Source organism: Dyadobacter subterraneus (genome assembly GCF_015221875.1).
Classification (GTDB): domain Bacteria; phylum Bacteroidota; class Bacteroidia; order Cytophagales; family Spirosomataceae; genus Dyadobacter; species Dyadobacter subterraneus.
The window spans coordinates 959,613-975,994 of record NZ_JACYGY010000002.1 but is presented as its reverse complement, the minus strand read 5'-3'; the positions used below and the strand labels follow the sequence as shown (position 1 = coordinate 975,994).

17 protein-coding genes are annotated in these 16,382 nt (G+C 39.8%); 9 read left to right on the top strand and 8 right to left on the bottom strand.

Annotated elements, in window-relative coordinates; translation table 11 throughout:
- Positions 1-46 precede the first annotated feature (46 nt).
- From deoC to IEE83_RS29530, 3 genes are all read left to right on the top strand, one after another.
- A complete protein-coding gene (deoC, locus tag IEE83_RS29540) occupies positions 47-706 on the top strand; it encodes a deoxyribose-phosphate aldolase (RefSeq protein WP_194124324.1) in 660 nt (219 codons plus the stop codon).
- On the top strand, positions 703-1,851 hold the full coding sequence (locus IEE83_RS29535; RefSeq protein ID WP_194124323.1) for a glycosyltransferase: 1,149 nt from the start codon (positions 703-705) through the stop codon (positions 1,849-1,851). The genes deoC and IEE83_RS29535 overlap by 4 nt, the downstream gene beginning before the upstream one ends.
- A 124-nt stretch (positions 1,852-1,975) precedes the next feature.
- A complete protein-coding gene (locus IEE83_RS29530; protein WP_194124322.1) occupies positions 1,976-2,926 on the top strand; it encodes a 3-oxoacyl-ACP synthase III family protein in 951 nt (316 codons plus the stop codon).
- A gap of 175 nt (positions 2,927-3,101) precedes the next feature.
- On the opposite strand, the gene IEE83_RS29525 is transcribed toward IEE83_RS29530, so the two are convergent.
- Complete coding sequence (locus IEE83_RS29525) at positions 3,102-5,096, bottom strand: M1 family metallopeptidase (protein WP_194124321.1); 1,995 nt, start codon at positions 5,094-5,096, stop codon at positions 3,102-3,104.
- A 136-nt stretch (positions 5,097-5,232) separates the two neighbouring features.
- Here IEE83_RS29525 and meaB point away from each other — a divergent pair, with 136 nt between their 5' ends.
- Both meaB and IEE83_RS29515 read left to right on the top strand, forming a co-directional pair.
- Complete coding sequence (gene meaB / locus IEE83_RS29520) at positions 5,233-6,228, top strand: methylmalonyl Co-A mutase-associated GTPase MeaB (protein WP_194124320.1); 996 nt, start codon at positions 5,233-5,235, stop codon at positions 6,226-6,228.
- A 136-nt stretch (positions 6,229-6,364) separates the two neighbouring features.
- Positions 6,365-6,847 (top strand): lipocalin family protein, encoded by a 483-nt coding sequence (locus tag IEE83_RS29515; protein WP_194124319.1) that lies wholly within the window; start codon positions 6,365-6,367, stop codon positions 6,845-6,847.
- Positions 6,848-6,923: 76 nt separating this feature from the next.
- Here the strand turns inward: IEE83_RS29515 and nhaA are convergent, their stop codons facing one another.
- Both nhaA and IEE83_RS29505 read right to left on the bottom strand, forming a co-directional pair.
- Complete coding sequence (gene nhaA, locus IEE83_RS29510; protein ID WP_194124318.1) at positions 6,924-8,096, bottom strand: Na+/H+ antiporter NhaA; 1,173 nt, start codon at positions 8,094-8,096, stop codon at positions 6,924-6,926.
- 39 nt (positions 8,097-8,135) lie between these two features.
- Positions 8,136-8,567 carry a YybH family protein gene (locus IEE83_RS29505; RefSeq protein WP_194124317.1) on the bottom strand — a complete coding sequence of 144 codons (432 nt, stop codon included), beginning with the start codon at positions 8,565-8,567 and terminating at the stop codon, positions 8,136-8,138.
- 242 nt (positions 8,568-8,809) lie between these two features.
- Between IEE83_RS29505 and IEE83_RS33490 the strand changes: the two genes are divergently transcribed.
- Together IEE83_RS33490 and IEE83_RS29495 are read left to right on the top strand one after the other, a co-directional pair.
- Positions 8,810-9,685: a diacylglycerol/lipid kinase family protein gene (locus tag IEE83_RS33490; protein WP_194124316.1), complete on the top strand. Its 876-nt coding sequence runs from the start codon at positions 8,810-8,812 to the stop codon at positions 9,683-9,685.
- Between the two features lie 34 nt (positions 9,686-9,719).
- Positions 9,720-10,055 (top strand): translation initiation factor, encoded by a 336-nt coding sequence (locus IEE83_RS29495; RefSeq protein WP_194124315.1) that lies wholly within the window; start codon positions 9,720-9,722, stop codon positions 10,053-10,055.
- A 189-nt stretch (positions 10,056-10,244) separates the two neighbouring features.
- Here the strand turns inward: IEE83_RS29495 and IEE83_RS29490 are convergent, their stop codons facing one another.
- Positions 10,245-10,694, bottom strand: a complete 450-nt coding sequence (locus IEE83_RS29490) for a DUF8785 domain-containing protein (protein ID WP_228102124.1) — start codon at positions 10,692-10,694, stop codon at positions 10,245-10,247.
- Positions 10,695-10,769: 75 nt separating this feature from the next.
- Positions 10,770-12,011 carry an ABC transporter permease gene (locus IEE83_RS29485; RefSeq protein WP_194124314.1) on the bottom strand — a complete coding sequence of 414 codons (1,242 nt, stop codon included), beginning with the start codon at positions 12,009-12,011 and terminating at the stop codon, positions 10,770-10,772.
- 234 nt (positions 12,012-12,245) lie between these two features.
- Here IEE83_RS29485 and ggt point away from each other — a divergent pair, with 234 nt between their 5' ends.
- On the top strand, positions 12,246-14,012 hold the full coding sequence (gene ggt, locus IEE83_RS29480; RefSeq protein WP_194124313.1) for a gamma-glutamyltransferase: 1,767 nt from the start codon (positions 12,246-12,248) through the stop codon (positions 14,010-14,012).
- Positions 14,013-14,025: 13 nt separating this feature from the next.
- Here the strand turns inward: ggt and IEE83_RS29475 are convergent, their stop codons facing one another.
- Complete coding sequence (locus tag IEE83_RS29475) at positions 14,026-14,529, bottom strand: cupin domain-containing protein (RefSeq protein ID WP_194124312.1); 504 nt, start codon at positions 14,527-14,529, stop codon at positions 14,026-14,028.
- 11 nt (positions 14,530-14,540) lie between these two features.
- A complete protein-coding gene (locus IEE83_RS29470) occupies positions 14,541-15,326 on the bottom strand; it encodes a DeoR/GlpR family DNA-binding transcription regulator (protein WP_194124311.1) in 786 nt (261 codons plus the stop codon).
- Positions 15,327-15,384: 58 nt separating this feature from the next.
- Between IEE83_RS29470 and nudK the strand changes: the two genes are divergently transcribed.
- A complete protein-coding gene (nudK, locus tag IEE83_RS29465) occupies positions 15,385-15,966 on the top strand; it encodes a GDP-mannose pyrophosphatase NudK (protein ID WP_194124310.1) in 582 nt (193 codons plus the stop codon).
- A gap of 39 nt (positions 15,967-16,005) precedes the next feature.
- On the opposite strand, the gene IEE83_RS29460 is transcribed toward nudK, so the two are convergent.
- Positions 16,006-16,341 (bottom strand): YtxH domain-containing protein, encoded by a 336-nt coding sequence (locus tag IEE83_RS29460; protein WP_194124309.1) that lies wholly within the window; start codon positions 16,339-16,341, stop codon positions 16,006-16,008.
- Positions 16,342-16,382: the final 41 nt, after the last annotated feature.

The window sequence follows — 16,382 nt, the reverse complement described above, 5'->3', positions numbered from 1 at the left end:
AGACGGGGTTTTTGCATTATCTTCTTTACAAGAATTCCTCCTGTTCATGACAAATATTTCCCAATACATCGACCACACACTCCTTTCCCCTACCGCCAGCGAAACGGATATCCGGAAAATTTGTGAGGAAGCCTGGATTCATCAGTTCAAGGCCGTTTGTGTTGCGCCAACTTATGTTGCGTACACCAAGGAAATGTTTGAGTTTTGTCCGATCAGAATAGAAATTGTTTCGGTTATTGGCTTCCCTTTGGGTTATTCAACGACTGATACAAAAATTGCAGAAGCAAAAAACGCACTTCGTGACGGCGCTACGGAACTGGATGTTGTGATGAATATTGCGCAATTTAAATCCATGGCCTATTTGAGTGTTCGGGAAGAATTGAAGCAATTGTCAGATCTGGCTCACGAAAACAATGCACTTTTAAAGATAATTATTGAAACAGCATATCTGGATTCTTTTGATTTGTATACTGCTTGCGAAATTTGTGCCGAAGCAAAAGTCGATTTTGTGAAAACATCAACCGGATTTGCACCTGCCGGTGCCGATCTGGAAACAGTTAAAAAGATGCGATCGATACTTCCGGCTGAAATAAAAATAAAAGCTTCCGGAGGAATTAAAACTTATGAACAGGCTGTAGCATTTATTGAAGCAGGGGCAGACAGAATTGGAACATCATCGGGAGTATTGATGATGACAGAGAAATGAAACCACGCGTTTTGCTTCTGAGTACCGTGCATCCGCCAGCTGATCCGCGTATTATGTACAAGATCGCGCCATCGCTTGCACAGGATTATGAAGTGATTTGCGTTTTGCCAAATCTGGTTAACAGTTCGGGCAAAAATGACTTTGAAACAATTAGATTGCCGTTTTACCAAAGTTTATTACTCAGGATTTTACTTTGTCATCCGGTTTTACTTTGGAAATGTTTGCGTTTTCGTCCGGCAATTGTGCATATCTTTGTACCAGAATTGATTCCTGTCGCGTTTTTATTTCAATGGCTGGGAGCGAAAGTTATCTATGAAGTACAGGAAAATCTTTATAAAAAATTTTCGATCAAGCGTTTCAACAAAGCAGTTTTTTATCAACAGCTTTTTAAATTTTTTGATCACGCGGCCAGAAAAAATTTTAATTGCCTTTTCACAGAACACGCTTATCTGAATGAATATAAAAATTTGCCTCTCACCTCCGCAGTCGTTCATAACTATGTTTCATTGCCATTCATTGACCGCTATTATGGAAAACATGAAAGGCTGATTAAGCAGCCGCCGGTATTTTTTTACTGCGGAGTTATTTCAATGGAACGTTCCTTTGATGTGCTTGTAGCAGCATTGATTAAATTAAAATCCGGATATCCTGAATTTCAAATGCATCTGTTCGGGAAGTTGCAGTTTGATATGACTGATGCAGAAAAATTGACGGACTTTGATAAAATCCGGGCGAATATTGTTTTTCACGGTTATACAGATTTGAAAGATGCTTTGCCATATGCCGAAGGAGCAACGGCAGGAATGGCCTTATTGAAACCTGTCGCTGATTATCCGGATTCATACACAACCAAAATATTTGAATACATGGCTATGCAGTTACCCGTAATTACTTCCGACTTTCCATTGTACCGGGACGTTGTAGAGAATTCGGGATGTGGTTTTTGTATTTCGCCATATGATTCCGATTTGCTGGCAAAGAAATTGGAGTGGCTTATTGAGAATCCTGAAAAAGCAAAAGTTATGGGTCAAAAGGGTAGAAATTCCACAGAAACTCATTACAGTTGGGCAAATGAGGAAGAAATTTTGCTCGATTTTTACAGAAAAATATTGAAACCTAAAAAATCTGAATTTTTAACAACTTAAATTATTTGTATAATTTTATAAACTTATTATTGAATTGTTCAAATATTTAGTACTATGCTTTCTACGAAATATTTAACTTTCGGAATTAAACAGAATAGTAGATTGCGAAGTCAACTTCTCAACCATGTATATTAATACACTCAGTCATTATCTACCAAGTGAAGTAATTGGTAATGAATATTTTACAAAACTTAACAACCTTTCCAGCGAATGGATTGTAGAACGCACCGGAATTTACGAGCGTCGCAAAGCCGGAGAAGGTGAGAATACTGCAACCATGGCAATTGAAGCCGTAAATTTATTATTGGCGGGTGATAAAGTTCCATACAGCAAAAATGAAATTGATTTGATCGTAGGCGGAACCTACACGCCTTATGATACGATTGTAACGGTTGCCCATGCGGTTCAGCATCATCTTGCTTTGCCAGATATTCCTGTGGTTACGATTTCTTCCGCATGTTCTTCTTTGCTGAACGCGATTGAAATTGTTGAAGGATATTTTGCCATGGGAAAAGCTTCAAAAGCTTTGGTGATCGTTTCTGATCACAACACGGCTTATTACAATGAAAGCGATACTGTTTCCGGCCATTTGTGGGGCGATGGCGCTTCTGCCATATTGATTTCGAAAGAAAGACAATCGGAATCGGATATGTTTATCAAAAAACTGATCACCGGAGGAGCGGCAACAAGTGGAAAAGCAATTGAAGCCGTAGTACTTCGTCCAAATGACCGCGGTGTTGTTATGCCATTCGGACGTGACGTTTTCCAGAATGCCTGTATTTATATGCCAAAGGTTAGTCAGCAGGTTTTGCAGGCTTGCGGTTTGACAATCAACGATCTTGATTATCTGATCCCTCATCAGGCAAATCACAGGATCAGTCTTAATGTGATCAATACATTAGGAATTCCTGCTGAAAAGCTGATTTCAAATATTCAATACCTGGGAAATACAGGTTGCGCAGGTTGCGCCATCGCACTTTCTGAAAACAGGGAGAAATTCAAAAAAGGAGAAAATATCGTTATCACTGTTTTTGGCGGTGGCTATTCTTATGGCGCTATGTTGATAACAATCTGATTACAAAGTGCTGTCGGCTGTCAGCTTTCGGCTTTCAGATTGACGTGATAAATTAAACTTTGGACATTTTCTGAGTTCAAAATGTCGGTAAAAATGTAATGTAAATTAAATAAAAATGCCTCACAGAAATTAATTTCTGTGAGGCATTTTTATTGTTAATGACTGATCTCCAAAATTAATTTGCTTCCGTTGGAGCAAACTTAACCGGTTTCCAGATATTATTTTGAGGATTGATATCCGGAAGTTGTCTGTCCGGATCAATTGTCACCGATTTAATTGGCTGTTGTGTATCTACACGGAAAGTCCATTTTCCACCGCGCTGCCATACTTCTATTGGCAATTCAACTCTTGTCTTTTTACCGCTTATTTCTTCAACATCAACTTTTGCAGGCATTGCCATTTGGTCAAGATTTTCAATCGTGATCACAGACCCTTTCTGAGGATTTTGCTCAACGTATGAAACATCTCTTACAGCCTGATCAAGTTTATAATTTTCAAAAAACCATCCTTTCCAGAACCAGCCCAAATCTTCTCCTGCTCCGTCTTCCATCGTACGGAAGAAGTCATAAGGTGTCGGATGTTTGAAAGCCCAGCGTTTTACATATAAATGAAAAGCATAGTCGAAGCGGTCTTTTCCAAGAATTTGCTCACGTAACATTTTCAAACCTAAACCTGGCTTGTAATATGCTTCCCAACCCAGATTTGCAGGCTGAACTACATCAGGAATAGTCATGATCGGATCTGCATTATCGCGGAACATAACAGGCGCCAGACGATGCATGTCTCCCATCTGGTTATCCTTGTATTCTCCATTATTAAAATTATCACCGGAAAGGAAATTGATAAAAGTATTAAATCCTTCATCCATCCAGGCATATTTACGCTCGTTGCTTCCAACAATCATCGGGAACCAGTTGTGACCGAATTCGTGATCCGTTACGCCCCATAAATCATCTTTACGGCTTTTGCTGCTGCAAAAAACAATTCCCGGATATTCCATTCCACCTACCAGCCCGGCTACGTTCGTTGCAACCGGATAAGTAAACTCGTGAATATAGTTTGAATAAAATTCGATACATCCTTTCACATATTCCGTAGCACGTCCCCAGCCTTCCAGTCCGCCATCCTCAGCAGGATAAACCGACTGTGCAAGAGATGTTTTTCCATTTGGCAAATTCATACGTGCAGCATCCCAAACAAATGCTTTTGAAGTAGCCCAGGCCACATCACGTGCATTTGTGCAATGGAATTTCCATGTCAAAGTACCAGATTGTTTTGGACGAGAAGATGGATTTGTAACTTCCTCAGCGGTACGGATCATCACCGTCTGATCACTTTTCGCTGCATCAGCCAAGCGTTTTCTTTGTTGAGCAGTCAAAACTTCTGCCGGATTTACCAATTCTCCCGAACCTACAACGATGTGATCCCATGGCACGGTAACCGCATAATCAAAATCACCATATTCAAGATAAAACTCGCCGGCTCCAAGATAAGGAAGTACATTCCAGCCTTCGATATCATCAAAAACAGCTACACGCGGATACCACTGAGCCATCTCGTAAACAATACCGTTTTTAGTTTCAAGCGTTCCCATACGATCCGAACCGTATTCAGGAACTTTGAAAGAATAAGTGATTTTTATTTTGATCACATCGCCGCCAGCTTTTACTGCATTGGCAAGACGGATCTGCATGCGCGTGTCTGTAACCAGATAATTTGCATCAACAGCTTTATCTTTCCCCTGCTGAACAGAAACAGATTTGATGGCATCTCCCCCATTGAAATTAACATTACCAAACCGTCCGCCGGTAATTGGCGTAGTTTTTCCTCCGCGGGATTCTGTGTTGAAAGAATTCTGATCCAGTTGAAGCCAGATAAATTCAAGTGCTTCGGGGCTGTTGTTTTTATAAGTAATCTCAACATCGCCCGTAATTGTTTGCTCCTTTTCGTTTAAAGCGACATTTATCTTGTAATCTGCGCGGTTTTGCCAATAAGCCGGACCAGGAGCTCCACTACCCGTACGATACTCACTTCCTGGCTGGAAATTAAATAAAGGATGAAAAAGCACGTGCGCATCATACTTTGGCTTGTCCGCTTCCTGAGCGAAAACACTTAGGGATCCAAGGCTACACATGGCCATAACCCATAAGCGTGAAGAGAAGATTTTCATTCGTATTGTTGAAAAGTAAAATATTAATTCTAAACGGACAATATACGGCTTTTAGCCTTTTTTCAAATAAAAAAGGTTTCATTATTGCTATTCATTAGCGAATTTTACAAACTTCCTTTCAACAAAATCCCAATTCATGCGCCAGCGCCTTACTGTTGAAGCCTACACACAAGGTATCCTTTCAGGCGACAGGATCATTCTCAGCCGCGCGATTACCCTTATTGAAAGTAAGCTCAAAAACGACAAAATACTGGCAAAATCAGTACTGGAAAATATTCTACCCAATACTGGAAATTCGATGCGTGTGGGAATTACCGGGGTTCCGGGTGTTGGAAAAAGTACATTTATTGAAGCACTGGGAAAGCATATTACATCACTGAAAAAAAAGGTAGCTGTACTGACAATTGATCCTTCCAGCAAAAAAACCGGCGGCAGTATTCTGGCAGATAAAACCCGGATGGAAGAACTTTCCAGAGATCCGCTGGCTTTCATCCGTCCGTCTGCATCAGGATTATCGCTTGGCGGTGTTGCCAGAAGTACACGCGAAACGATGTTGTTATGTGAAGCTGCGGGTTATGAAGTGATCATTATTGAAACCGTCGGTGTTGGACAATCCGAAACTTTAGTAAAAGGTATGAGTGATTTTTTCCTGCTATTAATGCTTGCCGGCGCGGGAGATGAAATTCAGGGAATCAAAAAAGGAATTATGGAAATGGCTGATGCCGTTGCTATTAACAAAGCCGACGGTGCCAATAAAGTTTTAGCAGAACAGGCAGTAACGGAATATCAAAACGCGCTCCACTTATTTCCAAAATCAGATTCAGATTTTATCACAAAAGTAGTAACCTGCTCGGCATTAGAAGGTACCGGAATTGCTTCACTTTGGGAATTGATCATGGAATATCAGCAATCAACGATACAAAATGGATATTTTCAAGAAAACCGACAAGCGCAAAATCTGGAATGGATGCACGATTATATCCGCCAAACATTGGAAGAACAGTTTTATGAAAATACAATAATAAAAAAAGCAATTGCGACCTCAGAAAAATCTGTGAAAGAAGGAAATGAACTTCCTGTTACAGCCGCAGAACGTCTGCTGGATATTTTCAGGAAAAGTTTAATGAAGTAAACTAGTCACGATTAAGTCGACCATACTTCACCATTAACTCAGATTTACGATTCATTCCGACTGAAATTATTATTCAGCACAATTTTTACAGTATTTTTGAAGTTTGAATATCATATTAAAACTTAACTCCTTCATAATGAAAATTTTCAACCATCTCAATAAAACCGCCTTTTTTGCTTTTTTTCTGATGTTTCTGGCATTTGTTGCTTGTAAAGACGACGATGACAAAACAACTACACCTGTGGACAACAACCCAATTGTCGGAAAATGGCAATTAACTTCTGTAACGCCTGAAACAGCTGGTACAACAATTCCTGCTTTGAGTCTTTTACCAGCTTTGGCACCATGTATTTATGAGTTAAAATTCACTTTTACCTCAGATAACAAAGTTGCGCTTTCAGATTGTGATGCTGCTGTGGCCTTGATCGGAGGTTTCATACAAATTCAAAATACAACCACATGGAAAGTCGATAGTGGAAAATTGACACTTACTAATGGCACAACGACCAGCTCATTTGGTCTGACCCAAAATACGAATGACATGCAAATTCTTGTCAATACAAACACCAGCGGAACTGGTGCTGCTGTAAATGCAGTTTTAAGTTTGAAGAGATTGTAAAAGGAATATTCGAAAACAAAATGGCCGGATTTGTCTGACAGATCCGGCCATTTTTATTTTTAAGCATATCAATATTTTAATTTTCCCTGATTGATGTCTTACCAATTTGTGTCAACCATATTAATCCAGTAATGGCGGAAATCGATGTTCCGACTATAATGGCAATCTTAGCAGTATTTTGAAATTCAATATCTTTAAAAGAAAGTGATGCAATAAAAATTGACATTGTAAAACCGATTCCGGCTGTAAAACCGAGTCCTGTCATATGCCTCCAGCTAATTCCTTCTGGCAATTTTGCCAATTTTGCTTTTACGGCTAACCAGGATAATCCTACAATGCCTAATGGTTTTCCGATTGTCAAACCAAAAATTACACCAAAACTTAATGGCGATATCAGTAATCCTGAAATATTGGAAGGTAAAATTATTGCCGTATTAGCCAACGCGAAAATAGGCATGATCAGATAATTAACCGGCTGATGGAGCGCGTGTTCCAGTTTCGGAATTTTATGAAGCGGAATCGTCATAGCCAAAAGTACACCGGCGATAGTGGCATGAATCCCCGATTTTAACACAAAATACCAGAGAATTCCACCTAGTAAAAGGTACCAGATAATTCCTTCCACTTTAAAATAATTCAGCACAGAAAGAATTGCAACAATACCTGCTGCATATAAAAGCATATTCGCTTGAATGTTGCTTGTGTAAAAAACAGCAATAATCAGCACCGCAATTAAATCATCGATCACGGCGAGCGCAGTTAGAAAAACTTTAAGACTGAAAGGAACACGATCGCCCAAAAGCGATAGAATTCCTAATGAAAAAGCGATATCTGTTGCCGTAGGAATCGCCCAGCCATGAGAAGAAGAACCCGTTTGATTCAGTGAAAAATAAATAATTGCCGGCATCATCACACCTCCAATAGCCGCAAGCGTCGGTAATAATGCTTTTTGTACAGAGGCCAGTTCCCCATCCAGAACTTCCCTTTTGATTTCCAGTCCAACAAAAAAGAAAAATACCACCATCAATCCGTCATTGACCCAATGCTCAATACTTTTTTCCAACGGACCGATTTGTATTTCTTTATGCCAAAAAGCAAGATAATCGTGGCCTCCGGAAAGATTTGCCAGCATTAAGGAAATTCCCGTCGCGATCAGCAAAAGAATTCCTGATAATCTTCCGCCGTCGGCGAGATCTTTTATTGGATTAATAAGTATTCTGGTAAAACTTCCTGGTCTTGAATCGGACATGCGGATATAGAGAAATTTCTATTGATGAAATGATATTAATTAGCTTGAATGATCACAAACAATTGTCCATTTCCCTTTTAACTTTTTCCAAAGCAATGTGTAGTGACCGCTAACATCTCCTTTTACCGGACGTTTTAAACTATATTTTCCTACTAAAAAGGCAACGTCTTTTCCCGGAAATGACAAATTAATAAATGTAAATGTCAGTGTTCCCATCGAAGCACGATCCGGATATCGCTTTAAATAATTTTCATATGTTTTTTTATAACCATAAGTAACGCCGGGTTTTCCTACAAACATCAGAGAGTCCGATTCCCAGTAGCCTTTCATGAAAGATTTTACATCACCGCGGTTCCAGTCTGCATTCTGCCGCTTCAAAATAGAATAAATTTCATCCCGGTCGGCCTTTGTCTGGGCCATTACAAAAGTGGTCAGTGATAATAGAAGTAATGTTAAAACACAGTTTCTCATATTTTTTACGGATTTTTGTAAAATGTTTCTTTCGTTTAAAGATACAGGAAAGATTCTTTCCGGGAGAGTTTCCTTCAAAATACTCTTGGAACATAAAATTTAGCAAACCCGACGGCAAAATGAGCAAGTTCGATGATATATTTAAAAAGCTGGATCGACAAAAATATCCTTTTATCGATGGCTTATACTACCTCTTTATTATCATTTTCATAGGTATTCTTTTTTTATTTTTCGCTTAATCCGTGGCAGATTCCTATTTATTTATCATTAACCCAAGTTCCGGAACTTCCATCGGGCAGCATCCTGAAAAGATTTCAAATACAATAGAAAACTTTGTAAAAAGCAAGGGAGGAAAATCGCAGATTATCTTTACAAAAGGACGCGGGCATGCCACGGAGCTGGTTACGGAAAATCTTGGAAAAGAAAACTGGAAAGCGGTAGTTGCAGTTGGCGGTGATGGAACGGTAAATGAAGTTGCAAAAGCGCTGGTCAATCGTTCAACACCTTTGGGAATACTGGCGCTTGGCTCCGGAAACGGACTTGCACGTCATTTGGGGTTGCCACTAACCCTGGATGCCGGATTGAAAAATCTTTTTTCGGGTTCAATCAATACCATAGATTCAGCTGAATTGAATGGTATTCCATTTTTCTGTACAGCCGGAATGGGTTTTGATGCTTATGTCGGCGATTTATTCAGCAAGGCAAATTCACGGGGACTGGCAACTTATTTAAGTGTTTCACTAAAATCTTACTGGAATTACAAACCGCAGACTTATAAATTAAATGGCAGGAAAATAGAAGTATTTTCCCTTTCTTTCGCCAATGCCGGTCAGTATGGAAATAATGCCTGGGTAGCGCCACAGGCGAGTTTATACGATGGTTTGCTTGATGTTTGTACCATTATCCCTTTTCCAAAATGGTATGGTTCAAATCTGACTTACAGACTTTTTACAAAAACGCTGAAACCTTCAAAATATATTTCATATCAATTGGCACAGGATGCTGTTGTTGAAGCTGATAAGCCTCCGATGATCCATTATGATGGTGAACCTTTGCAACTGGAAACCACCCGGATTGAAATAAAAATCAAACCGAAAAGTTTAAGGGTTATCGTTTAATTGATTTGTAAAATCTCAAATCTTAAATTTCATTATGTCAAAAAAGAACCGCTCAGGGATTATATATTCAACAAATCCTGATTTTGAGTATTCGGATTCCGACCAGGATGAAGCAGAAACATTAGCACCCGCACAGCAGGATTTACGCGTCTGGCTCGACAGAAAAGGAGGCGGAAAAGTAACTACGGTTGTAAAAGGTTTCGTAGGAACAACAGCCGATCTGGAAGCGCTGGGAAAACAAGTAAAAGTTCTCTGCGGAAGCGGCGGCTCAGTAAAAGACGGAGAAATCTTAATCCAGGGCGATCACCGCGAAAAAGTAATTACCTGGCTGGTTGGGAAGAATTACAAAGCGAAAAAGGCGGGAGGATAAATAATTTTGAATGACCGGGCTGCCGGAGCAGTGAATGATAGAATGAGAGAATGAGATTCGCTCATTCTATTTTCTTTGATATGAAAAACATGGTATGGAATAACTGAGAATGTTCTCTAAACTAGAAACAATTCGAGCTATTAAGTTTTTATCTTCCATTCTATCATTCACTCACTCTATCATTCAACATTAAAGCACCTTCGCCGTGTCAATTTCTGTCGGCTGCTCTGGCTGGACTTTTGGGAAATTGTTTGGATTTTGGGTTGCTCCGCCGTTTAAGACTTCGACATTGGTTACAAAAAATTTCGTATCTCCATTCCATGGAAGGTTGAAAAATTTCTCTTCGTAAGTCAGTGAAACACGGTGACCGCTTGCGATGGCCTGTTCCAGTTTTTCAATGGCATCTTTATTTTTTCCGCTTACAGAGAAAGTCCATTCGGATGCATTCAGAGAACCATCTCCTTCATACAGACCGCCCATTTTCAATTCTCCTTCGTAGGTTTTAAAAAGATATCCTTTGTTGCTGAGACGGGTTACAAATCCACCTCTTTTGCCTTCACTGTAATATCCGAAGGTTAAATAATATAGTGCTCCAAAAACAATGACCAGGAGAACGATGATAATGACCCATTTACGCATAATTAGTTCGTTAGTTATATGTGTTTGTGTGATATTTGAGGCAACTACGGAAAACTGAATGATTTTTCCAATTCCTTATTTTGCCCTGATCGCGATCACAGGATCCATTCTTGATGCAAGCATTGCCGGAACAATACCTGACAAAACACCAATAATGCAGGAAACCGATAGTCCAAGAATGATATTTCCAGGCGTCAGAATAATAACCAAAGTCCCCAGTTGCATGAATGATAGAAGGTATACTAAAAATATGCCTACCAATCCGCCAACCAGACTCAGCATGACTGCTTCAAAAAGAAATTGAAAAAGAATAGAATAATTTTTAGCTCCCAGTGACTTCTGTATACCAATTAAATTGGTCCGTTCTTTTACCGAAACGAACATAATATTGGCAATTCCGAAACCTCCAACTAAAATTGAAAAACTACCGATCACCCAGCCCGCCAACGACAAAACTGAAAACAATCCCGACACAGCCTGTGCCGCAGCTTCCGGTTTGTTGATTGAAAAATTATTTTCATCCTTTGGTTTTATTCCTCTTTTGGTACGCATCAACCCAATCACTTCCGCTTCCACTTCTTTCATACCTTCATCACTTTCCTTCGCTTTCACAACAATATCAGGATCCGGCCGGCCCGACTGGAAAAGTTTTGCAAAGGCGCCATAAGTTATGATGCATTTTTTATCAGGATTTCCACCAAAATCTACCAGACTTTCCCCCTTCTTAATCTGTACCCCTATAACCGTAAATTTATTTCCATTCAACTTAAATACCTTTCCCTCAGCGACTTGTCCTGGAAAAAGTGCCTGTGCAATATCAGCACCGATAATGGCGACATTTCTTGCATTCGTTGTTTCAAGTGGGATAAAATAGCGGCCCGATGCTAAGGGCACATCAGAAATTTGATTGTATTCATACGAAACACCCTGGATCAATGAAGCAATACTGTTTGAGCCGTTTTTCAAAGTAATATTTCCTTTGAAATCCATTACGGCAACAGCACTGGCATTTTCAAGATTATCGTACAAATATTTATATTCAGAATTTGAAGGACTTGGCCATTGAAAATATTTCCACCATTGGTATTCGCCTCCAAAACCCCACGGCCATTTTTGAACGTATAAAACCTTCTCTCCGATCGCGCTCATACTGTCGCGGATACTTTTTTCCAAAGAATCCACAATAGTGAAAACTGCTACAATGGCAAAAATTCCTACGGTAACGCCTAAAAGAGAAAGCGTTGTGCGGGTAATATTCGATTGTAATGCCTGCCAGGCAAATCGAAAACTTTCAAATATCTGCCGTAGAAATTTCATAGTGGCTTGTTTGCGTAAAGTTTGATCACATTTTTACATTTCAATTCGAAAAGTTACCCGAAAAGTCTTATGTGCTGAAACAAATTAGTACAAAAGGCATTTACAGCGTTTGAGCAGCTTAATCGCGTGGTAATCATGCTATAATTCTCAGAAATAATTTCAAATATCACGGATCATAACATTCCTCTTATTAACATTTACTAAATTACATTTACAATCTCTGATCACCAAGACATGAATATACGCTTTATACTTATTTCTTCTTTCTGCTTAGTATCAGGCCTTTTGGCGGCCCAGCAACCCGTACAGGAATCTAAAGGTTTTTATCAGTTTCTTACAGATGATCCCAATCAAAAACCTTTTTACAATGATCGTGTTGGGGTTTATGCCAAAAACGGCGTAGTGGCATCAGCGCATCCGGAAGCATCAAGGGTCGGGGTCGATATTTTAAAGGCTGGTGGAAATGCGATTGATGCAGCCGTTGCTGTTCAGTTTGCGCTGGCGGTTGTGCATCCTTCTGCCGGAAATATTGGAGGCGGCGGTTTCATGGTGATTCGTGATAAAACAGGAAAAAGTTCGAGTATAGATTATCGAGAAAAAGGCCCTGCCAAAAGTGGAAAAGACATGTATCTGGATAAGGATGGCAATGTAATTCCGCAACTCAGTATTTTAGGAAGACTGGCTTCCGGCGTTCCTGGTTCGGTTGATGGAATGGTTGAAGCGCATGCGAAATATGGGAAATTATCCTGGAAAGAAATTTTAAAGCCCGCTATCGATTTGGCAACAAAAGGAGTTGTGCAAACTGAAAGAGAAGCGCGAAGCCTTAATTCCATCAAAAAAGATATCATAAAATTAAATCCCGGTACTAAGTATTTCCAGCGTTCAGATGGAAAAGATTGGTCAGCCGGCGATACGCTTGTTCAGAAAGATTTGGGAAAAGTATTGGCCCGGATCCAGAAAAAAGGTCGTAAAGGATTTTATTCCGGAAAAGTAGCGCGGCTTCTGGCGAAAGACATGAAGTATAAACATGAAGGAATTATCAGTAAAAAAGATCTTTCGGAATATCATGCAAAATGGCGTGAAACGATTTCTGACAACTATAAAAACTACAAGATAATTACGATGGCTCCACCTTCAAGCGGTGGAATTGCTCTGGTTCAGCTCTTGAAAATGGTCGAACCTTATCCATTAAAAAAGTGGGGATGGAATTCTGATTCGACTGTGCAAGTGATGATTGAGGCGGAAAGACGTGTGTATGCGGACCGTGCGAAATTCCTTGGAGACCCGGATTTTGTAAAAATCCCGACGGAAACTTTATTAAGCAAAGATTACTTACAGCAGCGCTGGAAAGATTTTTCTTTTGATAAAGCTACTGATTCCAAAAACATAACCGGAGGCGTTTTTCCTGGTTATGAAAGTACAGAAACAACACACTTTTCAGTCGTTGACAAAGAAGGAAATGCTGTTTCTGTAACAACGACTTTAAACGGCGGTTATGGAAGTCGCGTGATCGTGAAAGGTGCTGGATTTTTTATGAACAACGAAATGGACGATTTCAGTGTAAAGGCCGGAGCTCCTAATATGTATGGATTGGTTGGAAATAAAGCCAATGCGATTGCTCCCGGAAAACGAATGTTATCTTCTATGACACCAACGATTGTTGAAAAAGACGGAAAGTTATTTATGGTAGTCGGTACACCGGGCGGTTCTACGATTATTACTTCTGTATATCAAACCGTATTAAATGTTCTTGAACACGGCATGACGATGCAGCAGGCTGTAAATGCCTTAAAATTTCACCATCAATGGTTACCGGATAAAACGGTTTTTGAAGCAGGTGCCTTTACAGAAAACACGATCAAGAAATTACAAAGCAGAAGTTATATCATTGAACAACAACGCAATTCTATCGGCAGGATGGATTGCATCCTTGTTCTTCCGGACGGTTCGCTTGAAGGCGGTTCTGATCCGCGGGGTGATGATACAAGCATCGGATATTAATTTATGAAAAAACTTAACGGGTCAGTTCTCCTATTAGCTTTGCATGCTGCGGAAAACTGGCCCGTAATGTTTTCCGGTCGGCCATTTCAAAATCTTCAAAATCAAAACCTGGCGAAACGGTGCAGCCGACTAACGCATATTTACTTCCCGACGCCGGGCGAGAGGCGAACCAGGTATTAGCGGGGACCACAGCCTGAAAAGTTTCTCCATTGTCTGGATTGTCTCCAAGTTTAATCACATCCAATTTTCCAGAAACAGGATAAATAACAAATATTTCTAATGTTTCCCCCTGATAAAAATGCCACATTTCATCTGATTTAATTTTATGAAATGCCGAAAAATTATGCTTTTCCAAAAGGAAATAAATGCCCGTTGAAAACGATCTGTTTCCGGTAAAACCTGCTGGTAACGCATTTTGTGGAATAGTATCAAACGACCTGTAAGTTTCAGCATAATATCCGCCTTCGGGATGATCCAAAAGGTTATATTTTTCAATCCAGTAGCTGGCTTTTTTCATTTTCTTTTTGGTTAATTACTTGTTGGCTTTGACCGGTTTTCAACCTGATCAAAAGCGATTACCTGAATTCCTTTTTTCTCTATTTTATCAGTTTCCGCCGTTTTTTTATTCGTAATCATCACATCCAGTGCGTCTAACGGAGAAAATTGAAAATATTTATCCTGACCAACTTTCGAGGCGTCACACAAAAGGTAGGAAATTTTTGAATTGGCAAACATGGCCAGCGTAATTCCCGCTTCAATTTCACTGAATGCGCTGAGGCCATTTTCTACTGAAATTCCGTCAACCCCAATAAATGCCCGGTCTGCCTTATAGCGACTAATGTGCTCCTCGGCAATACGTCCGTGAACAGCCTGTCGTTCCGGATCAATTTCCCCTCCTATCAGATTTATTTTAACTGACGAATTCATTAATTCATAAACCACTGGCAATGAATTTGTGATCACATGGATTTTTTTATTTTTGATAAACTGGCATAATCGGAAAACTGTACTTCCGCAATCCATAAAAATGATATCATTTTCCTGAATTTCCTTCGCAGCCAGCCGGCAGATATTATCCTTTTCTTCAACATTAATGGCAGCCTTATTAGCAAAATGAAAAGGGATTTTGGTCAGTTCCACTTTCATAATTCCTCCATGCGTGCGATAAACCAGACCGTCCGCCGTCAGAATCGTTAAATCACGTCGAATTGTAATTTCTGAAATAGCCAGCTCGTCTGCTAATTCCTTCACAGTCACCTCACCACGCTGATCCAGAATGTTTAAAATAATATTCTTTCTTTTTTGAAAGTTCATAAGAAATTGTACATTTGTTCAAATATAATCATTTTTAATCAAAAACGATCAATAAACCATGAATGATAAAGTTAGCCTCGTCTCCGAAGAAATTCTATCTGACAACTGGTACACATTACGCAAATTCACCTTCGACTATCAGCTTGCCGACGGTCGCTGGGAGCGCCAGTCACGCGAGGCATATGACCGCGGAAACGGAGCGACGATATTGCTTTATAACAAAGAAAAACAAACCGTAATTCTGACCAGGCAATTCCGCCTACCTACTTATACCAACGGCAATACAACCGGAATGCTGATCGAAGCCTGTGCCGGATTACTCGATAAAGATAATGCAGAAGATTGTATCAAACGGGAAACGGAGGAAGAAACTGGCTACAAAATCAAATCAGTAAAGAAAATTTTTGAAGCATATATGTCGCCAGGATCGGTTACAGAAATATTATATTTTTTTGTCGCAGAGTATTCAGCAGAAATGAAAGTAGGCGATGGCGGTGGCTGCGAAACAGAGCAAGAAAATATTGAAGTAATGGAAATTCCTTTTGTCGAAGCTACTCAAATGATTGAATCCGGAGAGATTAAGGATGGAAAAACAATCATGCTTTTACAATACGCACAAATTCACGGTCTTGTAAAATGAAAAACGGCGAAGAGAAAATCTCTTCGCCGCTGGATATTTTTATAATTGGGCCGTTGAAGGTGTAACATTTGAGGCGTCTGCTTCTGCCTCAGCTGTTGTTTTTGCACTTGTAAACTTATCGATTAAATCCTTCAAAAACTTTTCCGCATCCGGGAAGTTCGACTTGATCGCTTCCGAGCCTTTTGTTTTCAATTCCTGAAAATATTCCGGTGCTTTATCCACAGCGCCTTCGGCTTCTGCTTTCAAATCACTAGCTTTTGTTTTCAAATCTTCCAGAAGTTTTTCGCCTTCTTCGGATTGCAAATATTTATGTGCAGCTACTCCGGCAGCTGCGCCAAGAATAAAAGTTGCGAGGTGTTTTGCGTTGATGCTCATTGTTTTATGTGGTTCGTTTGACAAGATGAATATACAAATAT